Here is a 10,157-nt window from a genome sequence, read left to right on the forward strand (position 1 = left end):
CACCTGGTGCACGGCCAGCTCGACCTCACCGCGGCCGGAACCATCGCCGTTCAGGGCCGCTCGTCGAAGACCAACATCGCCGGTGTGTTCGCTGCGGGTGATGTCATCGATGACACCTATCGTCAGGCTGCTACTGCTGCCGCATCGGGCACCGTAGCCGCACTGGATGCCGAGCACTACCTCGCGGGTTTAGCCGAGGCCGGCGCCATCGCCGAGCTGCGTGAGGCCGAGCGCGAGATCAGCCTCGTCGAAGCCATCGCCACCCGCTGAGCGACTTTTCACCTCCATCAGAAGATTTGAGAAAAGAGAAACTATGTCAAACGCAAAGACCGTGACCGACTCGAGCTTCGACGCCGACGTCATCAACTCAGAAGACACCATCATGGTCGACTTCTGGGCCGAATGGTGTGGCCCCTGCCGCGCCGTTTCGCCCATTCTCGACCAGATCGCCGAAGAGCACTCCGACAAGATCAAGGTCGTCAAGCTCAACGTCGACGACAACCCGCAGATGGCCATGAAGTACCAGATCACGTCCATCCCGGCCATGAAGGTCTTCCGCGGCGGAGAGGTCGTCAAGACCGTCATCGGCGCCAAGCCGAAGCCGGCCCTCGAGGCCGATTTCGCCGAGTGGCTTAAGTAGGCACCAGCCAGGACCGCACCATGATGGCCCGTTCGCCTCACGGCGGACGGGCCATCGTTTTGTGTCGCCCGTCGTCGGATCAGCGATATGCCCCCGGCTGCGTCTATCCTTGAACCTCACCCTTCGGCTATCGGGAAACCCATGACACCCCACGGCATCCCCCGCGGTGACACCGCACACCCGGGATCGGGCACGAACCTCGACCCCTGGTACGACCTCTACGCCGAGCGCACGGCCGGGCTCAGCGCCTCGGAGGTCCGCGCCCTGTTCGCGGTCGCCTCCCGGCCGGAGGTCGTCTCCCTCGCCGGCGGCATGCCGTACGTCTCCGCCCTGCCCGCCGATCTCATCGCGGATGCCTTCGAGCGGATGATGCGCAACGACGGGCCGCAGGCCCTGCAATACGGCTCCGGCCAGGGCGTCCCCGCCCTCAGGGAGCACATCCTCGAGATCATGGCGCTCGAGGGGATCCGGGGCAGCGTGGACGACGTCGTCGTGACCACCGGGTCGCAGCACGCCCTCGAGCTGGTCACCAAGCTCTTCATCGATCCGGGTGATGTCGTGCTCGCGGAGGGGCCGAGCTACGTCACGGCCATCGTCGTCTTCAAGTCCTTCCAGGCGGACATCAATCACGTGCCGATGGACGAGTACGGCCTCATCCCCGAGGCGCTCAGGGAGACCATCGCCCGGTTGCGGGCCGCGGGCAAGAAGATCAAGTTCCTCTACACGGTACCCACCTTCAGTAATCCCGGCGGAGTCACCCTCACCTGGGAGCGCCGACTGGAGATCCTCGAGATCTGCCGCTCGAACGGCATCCTTGTCCTGGAAGACAACCCCTACGGGTTGCTTTACTTCGATTCCGCGCCGCCGCAGGCGATGCGTTCGGTCGAGGAGGACGGTGTCATCTACCTGGGAACGTTCTCCAAGACGCTGGCCCCGGGCTTCCGGATCGGCTGGGCACTGGCCCCGCACGCGATCAGAGAAAAACTCATCCTCGCCAACGAGGCCGCGGTGCTGTCGCCGAGCTCCTTCGGTCAGCTGATGATCTCCGAGTACCTCAACACCGCCGATTGGAAGGCGCAGATCGACACCTTCCGGGGCACGTACCGCGATCGCAGGGATGCCATGCTCGGCGCCCTGGCCGAGCATCTCCCGCAGCTGAGCTGGACGGTGCCGAACGGCGGGTTCTACGTCTGGGCGACCATGCCGGACCACCTCGACTCCAAGGCCATGCTGCCTCGCGCGGTCAAGGAGCTCGTCGCATACACGCCGGGAACGGCGTTCTACGCCGATGGCAACGGGCGCAACAACCTGCGCCTGTCCTTCTGCTATCCGACGCCGGACTTCATCCGCGAGGGCATCCGTCGCCTCTCCACCGTCATCAACGGAGAGATCGACCTCCTGAACACGTTCTCCCAGACGGCACCGCTGAAGACCGTCCCGCTCAAACAGGGGATAGCCAGCCCCCCGCCCAACATCGACTAGCCGGGCGACCGGCGAAACAGGGCTCGAGAAAGACGGCACGACAATGAACGACTTCACCCCGCGCACCGTTGTGGTCCTCGCGGGAGGGATCTCGCACGAACGCGACATCTCCCTCCGCTCCGGACGCCGCGTCGCGGACAGCCTGCAGGAACACGGCATCACGGTCATCCTCAGGGACCCGGATGCGACGCTGCTCGCCTACCTGACCGACACCCGTCCCGACGTGGTCTGGCCGGCCCTTCACGGTGCGAGCGGGGAGGACGGCGCCCTCCGCGGACTTCTCGACTTCATCGGGATCCCGTATGTCGGCTCCCGCTCGGACTCGGCACGGCTGGCCTGGGACAAGCCGACGGCCAAGGTCCTCGTCGCCCGCGCCGGCGTGTCCACCCCGCGCTCCATCGCGCTGTCGAGGGACGCCTTCCGCGAGCTCGGCGCCAGCAGCGTGCTCGACACCCTGACCGAGGAGCTCCCGGTTCCTTTGGTCGTGAAGCCCGCGCAGGGCGGTTCGGCACAGGGCGTCAGTCTCGTCGATGACAGGGCGTTGCTTCCCCGGGCCATGGTGGATGCCTACACCTACTGCGATGTTGCCCTCGTGGAGCAACGGATCGTCGGCACGGAGATCGCGGTCGGCATCATCGACAGCGGGGATGGACCGGTGGCGCTTCCCGCCGTGGAGATCCAGCCGCTCTCCGGTGTCTACAGCTTCGAGGCCAGGTACAACGCGGGGGAGACGCGCTTCTACACCCCCGCGAGGCTGAGCCCGGAGGTGAGCGCCAGGGCGGCGGAGGTCGCGCTGCAAGCCCACCGAGCCCTCGGCCTGCGTCATCTCTCCCGGGTCGATCTGATCGTCGACGGGGCCGGAACGCCCTGGTTCCTCGAGGCGAACGTGTTGCCGGGGCTCACCGAGACCTCACTGCTTCCGCAGGCGCTCGAGGCGGCCGGACACGACCTGGGCTGGGTGTACTCCGCCCTGGCCGAGGCCGCCATCCGGGAGAGCCGCGGCTAACCGAAGCCCGGCTCGTTCAGCTCCGCCAGGATGCGGTTGAGGTCGGCCACCGTCGCGAAGTCGATGACGATCGTCCCCTTGTGCGTTCCGAGGCTCACCTTGACCCTGGTGTTCAGCCGGTCTCCCAGGCGTTCGGCGATCTCGTCGAGCTGCCCTTGACGTCGCCCCGCGCTCGGCTTCGACGCCCGGACCGGTTTTGTTGTCACCTGTCCCGCGGCCGCCTCGGCCGCGCGCACCGACAGGTCCTCGTTGACGATCTTGTCCGCGAGGCGCTCCATGGTCGCCTCGTCGCCGGCGGACAGGATCGCCCTGGCGTGGCCGGCGCTGAGGACTCCGGCCGCCACCCGGGTCTGCACGGATTCCGGCAGGCGCAGCAGCCGGAGGGTGTTGGTGATCTGGGGCCGCGAACGGCCGATGCGGGTGGCCAGCTCGTCCTGGGTGATGCCGAAGTCGGCGAGCAGCTGCTGGTAAGCGGAGGCCTCCTCCAGCGGGTTGAGGTTCGCCCGATGGAGGTTCTCCAGGAGCGCGTCCCGGAGCATCGCCTCGTCGGCGGTGTTCTTCACAACGGCAGGGATGGTCGCCAGCCCGAGGCTCTTGCTGGCCCTGAGCCGGCGCTCGCCCATCACCAGCTCGTAATGCGGCTCACCCTCGGCCGCGTCGGCGATGGGACGCACGACGATCGGCTGGAGTAGACCCACCTCGCGGATCGACACGATCAGCTCGTCGAGATCGTCCTGGCCGAATTCCTTCCGCGGTTGAGCGGAGTTCGGCACGATGTCGTCGGGGGAGAGGTTCGCCAGGCGCGCGCCGGGGACCTCCATCAGCGTCACCGCGGCGGTCGTGGCCGCGGGAAAGAAGACATCGACCGGACGCGTCGGGCTGCCCTCGTCCGTCGGGATGAGGGCTCCGATCCCCCGTCCGAGTCCTGTTCTCTTCGGTCCGGCCATTACTGTGGTGCCCCTCGTCGTGCTATCTCTGCCGCCGCCTCCAGATAGGAGAGCGATCCGGGTGAACTGGCGTCGTAACTGATCACGCTCTGACCATAACTCGGCGCCTCCGAGATGCGCACCGAGCGGGGAATGAGAGTGGACAGCACCTGATCGGGAAAGTGGTCGCGGACATCCTGCGCCACCTGATTGGCGAGGTTGGTGCGCGCGTCGTACATGGTCAGCAGAATGGTCGAGACGGTGAGCACGGGGTTGAGGTGGCGCTCGATCAACTGGATGTTGCTGAGCAGCTGGCTGAGACCCTCCAGCGCGTAGTACTCGCACTGGATCGGAATGAGCACCTCCCGGGCGGCGACGAAGGCGTTGATCGTCAGTAGTCCAAGCGACGGCGGGCAGTCGATGAACACGTAGTGGAACAGCTCCTCGCTCTCGGCGAGAAACCGGTCGAGTGCCGTGCGGAGCCGCTGCTCCCTGGCGACCATCGACACCAGCTCGATCTCCGCCCCAGCGAGGTGGATGGTGGCCGGGATGCAGTACAGGGCCGCGAACTCGGGGCTCTTCTGCACGACGTCGTCCATCGCCGCGTCGTTGATGATCACGTCGTACACGCTGGCCGTCTCGGAACGGTGCTCAACACCGAGCGCCGTGGACGCGTTTCCTTGGGGATCGAGGTCGATCACGAGCACCCTGGCCCCGTTCCGGGCGAGGGCCGCGGCGAGGTTGACCGTCGTGGTGGTCTTTCCCACACCGCCCTTCTGGTTGGCCACCGTGAACACCCGCGTCTGCGACGGGAGCGGAAGGGTCTCGGCCTCCAGGGCGTGGCGGCGCCTGGTGATCTCGGAGAGCTCGCGGGCGAGCGGGGTGTCCTCGAACCGGGGGCGGGATGGGATTTCCGGCGCCGGTTCGACGGGCACGGACTCGGCGGTCGCGGGCTCAGCAGGGTCGGGCTCAGCAGGGTCGGGCTTCGTGGGGTCTGGCTCGGCCGTTGCGGTTCCCGCGGTATCGCCACCATGTGAATCGACGTCGAGGGACTCGGCGTCCCGCTCGGCCTCGTCCACGGAGATCTCGCCCCTCTCGGTGACGTCCTGGTCGATGTCGGGATGTTTCACGTGAAACCTTCTTGCTCTGGGTTGTTCGGCGGGCACGGCCCGGGACTCCATTGCTGCTGCGGCGATGCCGCTCGTCCTCCACGGGAACGATCGGCGGGGTTACGAACGGTCAATCAACTGTAGCCCGAAAGACCCGGGTGATCTCTGGCACGAGCCCCTCACCGAGCGTCAGGATCTCCACATCCGTCAGCCGCGCGCGCCTGATCACCTTCGCCGCCGACTCCAGCTCCGCCAACACCGCGGCTCCCTTCAAAAACAGGAGCTCACCACCCGAGCGAACCAGCGGAACGGTGAGCGGGATGAGCTTCGACAGGGCGCTGACCGCCCTGGCCGTCACCTGGTCCAGCCAGGGGGACAGCTTCACCTCCTCGGCCCGGGCGCGGACGACCTCGACGTTGTCCAGGCCGAGCTCTGCGGTCTCCCGGAGCAGCCAGTCCACCCGTCGCTCCATCGGCTCGATGAGGATCATCCGGACATCGGGACGGGCGATCGCCAGGACCAGGCCGGGCAGACCGGCACCACTGCCGACATCTCCCACCCGGCCGGGACGGAGCAACGGCGCCATCAACGCACAGTTGATGACGTGCCTGCTCCAGAGGCGGGGAATCTCGAGCGGGCCGATCAGCCCGAGCTCCTCGCCATGGCGCGCCAGATCCGCCGTGTATTGCCTCGCCAGTTCGAGGCGATCGCCAAAGAGGACCCCGGCCGCCGAGGGCTCGGGCTCCAGCTCCGGAACGATCTCGTCAGGCACGCGAATGTTTCACGTGAAACTACGGACGACTGATGACGGTATGGCGATCCGAGCCTTCACCCTCGGACTCCGAGGAGAATCCGCGAGCGGCGACCAGGTCGTGCACGAGCTTGCGTTCGTAGGAGGACATCGCGGGAAGCGCCGCCGATTCCGCTCCGGCTTCGAGGCGCTCCACGGCCCGATCGACGAGAAGGGCGAGCTCCGCCTCCCGCGTCTGCCGCGAACCGCCAACGTCGAGAATCAACCGCGAGAAAACGCCCGTCTTCGCCTGAACGGCGATGCGGGTCAGTTCCTGAAGAGCGTTGACCGTCTCCGGCTTGGAGAGAAGACGCAGGTTGCTGTCCTGGCTGGAGTTCACCGAGACATACGCACGCCCGTCGCGAGCGTCGATGTCGATATCGCCGTCGAGGTCGGTGATGTCGAGCAGTTCCTCGATGTAGTCGGCGGCGATGTCGCCCTCCTCCTCGAGCTGCGCGATCGACCGAACCGCAGAAGCGCCCTCTTTGGCCCCGTCGACGGGGATCGGCGTCGCGTCGACCGCCTCGGGCTGCACTTCGGGGGTCGTCTCTGCCACGGAATTTCTCTCTCTCTTGGGGTGATGACGTGCGGGCGGAAGAAAGGCGTTACTTCTTCTTCTTGTTGCGGTTCTTGACGTTCACCGGCTGCGCCCGCTGGGTCGTGATCCGCGGCGCGGCGACCCTCTCGGGCGACGCATCCTCCACGATCGTAAAGCCACCTCGTCGTTGCGCGCGTTTGGCGAGCCTGGCCTCCCTGGCCAGTGCCGCCTCGCTGCCCGGTGTCGGCAGGTTGCGGATGACCAGGAACTGCTGTCCCATCGTCCACAGGTTCGTCGTCAGCCAGTAGAACATCACGCCGAGGGGGAAGGTGAACCCGGAGAACAGAAAGACGAACGGCAGGATGTACAGGAGAACCCGCTGCTGCTTGTAGCTGGGGCTGGCCTTCATCTCCGCCGACTGGTTCTTCGACATGATCTGCAGCTGGGTGATGAACTGCGAGGCGACCATGAGGGCGACCATGACACCGGCCACCACCTTCACCGTCCCCGTCCCGGTCGAGAAGCTGTCGTGCAGCGGCGCGACGTTGAACAGCGACGCGCTACCGAACGACTTCGCGAGCGGCGCGGTCAGCAGACCGACGCCGGCCTGGTGCGTCTTGTTGAAGTTCTGGGCGCCGCTCAACACGGAGAACAGGCTGAAGAAGATCGGCATCTGGATCAGCAGCGGCAGGCACGAGCTCAGCGGGTTCGTGCCCGTCTTCTTGTAGAGCTCCATGGTCTCGCGCGACATGGCCTCACGAGAGAACTGGTCCTTCTTGCCCTTGTACTTGTCCTGGATCTTCTTCAGCTGAGGAGCGACCTCGAGCATGCGCCTCTGGCTCTTGATCTGACGGACGAAGATCGGGATCAGGGCGGCCCGGATGACCACGACCAGACCGACGATGGACAGCACCCAGGTGAACCCGGCGTCGGGATTGAGGCCGAACAACGTCCATAGTTCGTGCCAAGCGACGAGCAGCAGCTCGACGAGCCATTTGATCGGCCAGAGGATGGTACCAATGATGTCGGGCATGCTTCTAGGTCACCTTTCCGTGGCCAGTGGATACAACAAAACCAAAATGCGTGACCGCATACTTCTGGACGGCCCTCACCGGCACGTCGTCGACGCCGCCGGCGGCCCACGGATGACACCGGGCGATCCTGCGCGCACCCATCCAGCTGCCTCGCACGACGCCGTACTGCTGGATGGCCTGAAGGGCATAGGACGAACAGGAGGGATAGTAGCGACACACGTCGCCGTACAGGGGCGAGATAACCGCCCGATAGACCCGCAATATCACCACACTGAGGTTGCGGGGGAGGAGAAGGAAAAACGACAGCAGAGAGCTCACTCTCGTCTCTCGCCTCCCTTCAATACCTCGGAAATCTCAGAACGCAGAGTATCCCAGCCGACCTGCGCCGATCCTGGCAACGCCCTGATCACCACGTCGGTGCCCGCCGGCACAAATTCCAGCGCGTCACGACTCAGGGCCTTCAACCGACGACGCACGAGATTCCGCTTGACGGCGACCCCGACCGCCTTCGACACGATGAACCCGAAACGGGGCTGTTGTCCGGAGGCGCTGCGAGAGACATAGAGGATCGCGTGTTGGGTTGACATCCGACGTCCACGGCGGACGAGACGACGATAGTCATCCGCCCGGAGGATTCGGTTGGCTTTGGCCAACACGGCGGGAGGCTACGCGGAGAGTTCGGTGCGTCCCTTGCGGCGACGCGCACCCAGAATGGCGCGGCCGGCGCGGGTGCGCATCCTCAGACGGAATCCATGCACCTTGGCGCGACGCCGGTTGTTGGGCTGAAAGGTTCTTTTGCTCATGATCTGATCTCCACGTGTTGGAACTCCGCAAGGCCAGCCCAGAAAGAGCGCTCGAAGCCAGGGAAGTGAAGGTTGGCCGTATAGGCCGAAGTCAACTGATTAAAACTACGGGCTAAACCGCCCGCGGTCAAACCCTGAGCGTCGGTTCCGCATTATCCACAGTGGACGATCGGGGGCGTGGCAACGACATGCCGTCACAAACTAAGGTGGTGTGACTGCACAGACGGTGGATAACCCTGTGAGTAACCATCGAAATCCTGTAGTGAGGGGCCATGACAGACAGCGCGGATCCGACCCACAGAATCTGGCTGTCCGTCCTGTCCACCCTGCGAGCGGACGACCGGATAACCCCGCAGTTGCAGGGATTTCTCAGCCTCGTCGAGCCGAAGGGCATCATGGCGGGGACTCTGTATCTCGAGGTTCCGAACGATCTCACCCGCGGAATGCTCGAACAGCGCATCCGCATCCCCCTGCTCAACGCGATCACCGGGCTCGACGAAGACCAGGCGGTCGGCAACTTCGCCATCGTCGTCAATCCCGAGATCCAGCACGACCAGCTCAACCAGCCGAACGAGACGCACGTCGAGGCTCAGCCATACGTGGCCCAGCCCAGCCCGGAGCCGACACCCATGGAAACCTCGGGGCCGCAGGCCCCGCGCAGGGTCGATTCCCGGCTCAACCCGAAGTACAACTTCGACAACTTCGTCATCGGAGGCTCCAACCGCTTCGCCCATGCCGCCGCCGTAGCCGTGGCCGAGGCGCCGGCCAAGGCGTATAACCCGCTGTTCGTCTACGGCGACTCGGGTCTGGGCAAGACCCACCTGCTCCATGCGATCGGTCACTATGCCGAGAGCCTGTACCCCGGCATCCGGGTGAGGTATGTGAGCTCGGAGGAGTTCACCAACGACTTCATCAATTCGATCGCCAACAACCGGGCATCCGTCTTCCAATCCCGCTACCGCGAGATCGACATCCTGCTCATCGACGACATCCAGTTCCTGCAGCGGGCGGTCGAGACCCAGGAGGCCTTCTTCCACACCTTCAACACCCTGCACGACCACAACAAGCAGGTCGTCATCACGAGCGACCTCCCCCCGAAGGCCCTGACCGGATTCGAGGATCGGATGCGTTCCCGCTTCGAGTGGGGACTGATCACCGACGTGCAGGCTCCCGACCTCGAGACACGCATCGCCATCCTGCGCAAGAAGGCCCAGAGTGAGAAGCTCCAGGTGAGCGCGGAGATCCTCGAGTACATGGCCACCAAGGTCTCGTCGAACATCCGCGAACTCGAGGGGACGCTGATCCGGGTCACCGCGTTCGCGAGCCTCAATCGCACTCCGGTCGACATGGCGCTGGTCCAGACGGTGCTCAAGGATCTGATCACCCTCGACGACGACAATGTCATCGCCCCGGTCGACATCATCAATCACACCGCCGACTACTTCAAACTCTCCGTCGACGACCTCTACGGGTCCTCCCGCTCCCAGGCCGTCGCCACGGCACGCCAGATCGCCATGTATCTGTGCAGGGAGATGACCAATCTCTCCCTGCCGAAGATCGGTCAGCTGTTCGGAAATCGCGACCACACCACGGTGATGTATGCGAACAAGAAAATCAGCGAGCTCATGAAGGAGCGACGCTCGATCTACAACCAGGTCACGGAGCTGACCAGCCGGATCAAGCAGAACCACCGCTAGGGCGTGTCTCCTTATTGTTTTAGCCAGATGGAGATCGCGCGGAGCACAACACCTCCGCGGTAGACGATGGCGAGTTTGTCGTAGCGGGTAGCGATGCTGCGCCACTGCTTGAAGGTGTTGAAGGAGCGCTCG

12 protein-coding genes and 2 pseudogenes are annotated in these 10,157 nt (G+C 65.0%); 5 read left to right on the top strand and 9 right to left on the bottom strand.

All coding sequences use genetic code 11. The features are described 5' to 3' along the window. The 4 genes and pseudogenes from VGC18_RS11235 to VGC18_RS11250 form a co-directional block, all read left to right on the top strand. Positions 1-270: pseudogene (locus tag VGC18_RS11235) on the top strand (thioredoxin-disulfide reductase); the annotation flags it as partial. Between the two features lie 43 nt (positions 271-313). Beyond that, positions 314-640, top strand: a complete 327-nt coding sequence (gene trxA / locus VGC18_RS11240) for a thioredoxin (RefSeq protein ID WP_331097347.1) — start codon at positions 314-316, stop codon at positions 638-640. Positions 641-781: 141 nt separating this feature from the next. Beyond that, on the top strand, positions 782-2,122 hold the full coding sequence (locus VGC18_RS11245; RefSeq protein ID WP_331097349.1) for a PLP-dependent aminotransferase family protein: 1,341 nt from the start codon (positions 782-784) through the stop codon (positions 2,120-2,122). 43 nt (positions 2,123-2,165) lie between these two features. Beyond that, entirely contained in the window at positions 2,166-3,128 is a 963-nt protein-coding gene (locus VGC18_RS11250) for a D-alanine--D-alanine ligase (protein WP_331097351.1), read from the top strand. Here the strand turns inward: VGC18_RS11250 and VGC18_RS11255 are convergent. From VGC18_RS11255 to rpmH, 8 genes are all read right to left on the bottom strand, one after another. After that, positions 3,125-4,075 (bottom strand): ParB/RepB/Spo0J family partition protein, encoded by a 951-nt coding sequence (locus tag VGC18_RS11255; protein ID WP_331097354.1) that lies wholly within the window; start codon positions 4,073-4,075, stop codon positions 3,125-3,127. The two genes, VGC18_RS11250 and VGC18_RS11255, sit on opposite strands and share 4 nt — an antisense overlap. Then, a complete protein-coding gene (locus VGC18_RS11260; protein ID WP_414672882.1) occupies positions 4,075-4,965 on the bottom strand; it encodes a ParA family protein in 891 nt (296 codons plus the stop codon). The genes VGC18_RS11255 and VGC18_RS11260 overlap by 1 nt, the downstream gene beginning before the upstream one ends. Positions 4,966-5,293: 328 nt before the next feature. Continuing rightward, a complete protein-coding gene (gene rsmG / locus VGC18_RS11265) occupies positions 5,294-5,935 on the bottom strand; it encodes a 16S rRNA (guanine(527)-N(7))-methyltransferase RsmG (protein WP_331097356.1) in 642 nt (213 codons plus the stop codon). A 19-nt stretch (positions 5,936-5,954) separates the two neighbouring features. Continuing rightward, complete coding sequence (locus VGC18_RS11270; RefSeq protein WP_331097394.1) at positions 5,955-6,458, bottom strand: protein jag; 504 nt, start codon at positions 6,456-6,458, stop codon at positions 5,955-5,957. Positions 6,459-6,558: 100 nt separating this feature from the next. Next, complete coding sequence (yidC, locus tag VGC18_RS11275; RefSeq protein ID WP_331097358.1) at positions 6,559-7,524, bottom strand: membrane protein insertase YidC; 966 nt, start codon at positions 7,522-7,524, stop codon at positions 6,559-6,561. A 4-nt stretch (positions 7,525-7,528) separates the two neighbouring features. Continuing rightward, positions 7,529-7,843, bottom strand: coding sequence for a membrane protein insertion efficiency factor YidD (yidD, locus tag VGC18_RS11280; protein ID WP_331097360.1), 315 nt, complete (start codon positions 7,841-7,843; stop codon positions 7,529-7,531). Further along, complete coding sequence (rnpA, locus tag VGC18_RS11285; protein WP_331097362.1) at positions 7,840-8,181, bottom strand: ribonuclease P protein component; 342 nt, start codon at positions 8,179-8,181, stop codon at positions 7,840-7,842. Before rnpA ends, yidD begins: the two co-directional genes overlap by 4 nt. A 9-nt stretch (positions 8,182-8,190) precedes the next feature. Further along, a complete protein-coding gene (gene rpmH / locus VGC18_RS11290) occupies positions 8,191-8,328 on the bottom strand; it encodes a 50S ribosomal protein L34 (RefSeq protein WP_010204566.1) in 138 nt (45 codons plus the stop codon). Between the two features lie 272 nt (positions 8,329-8,600). Between rpmH and dnaA the strand changes: the two genes are divergently transcribed. Next, positions 8,601-10,025 (top strand): chromosomal replication initiator protein DnaA, encoded by a 1,425-nt coding sequence (dnaA, locus tag VGC18_RS11295; protein ID WP_331097390.1) that lies wholly within the window; start codon positions 8,601-8,603, stop codon positions 10,023-10,025. Positions 10,026-10,036: 11 nt separating this feature from the next. Here dnaA and VGC18_RS11300 read toward each other — a convergent pair. Beyond that, a pseudogene (locus tag VGC18_RS11300) lies at positions 10,037-10,157 on the bottom strand (IS5/IS1182 family transposase); the annotation flags it as partial.

Origin of the sequence: Lacisediminihabitans sp., assembly GCF_036404185.1 — a bacterium.
GTDB lineage: Bacteria > Actinomycetota > Actinomycetes > Actinomycetales > Microbacteriaceae > Lacisediminihabitans.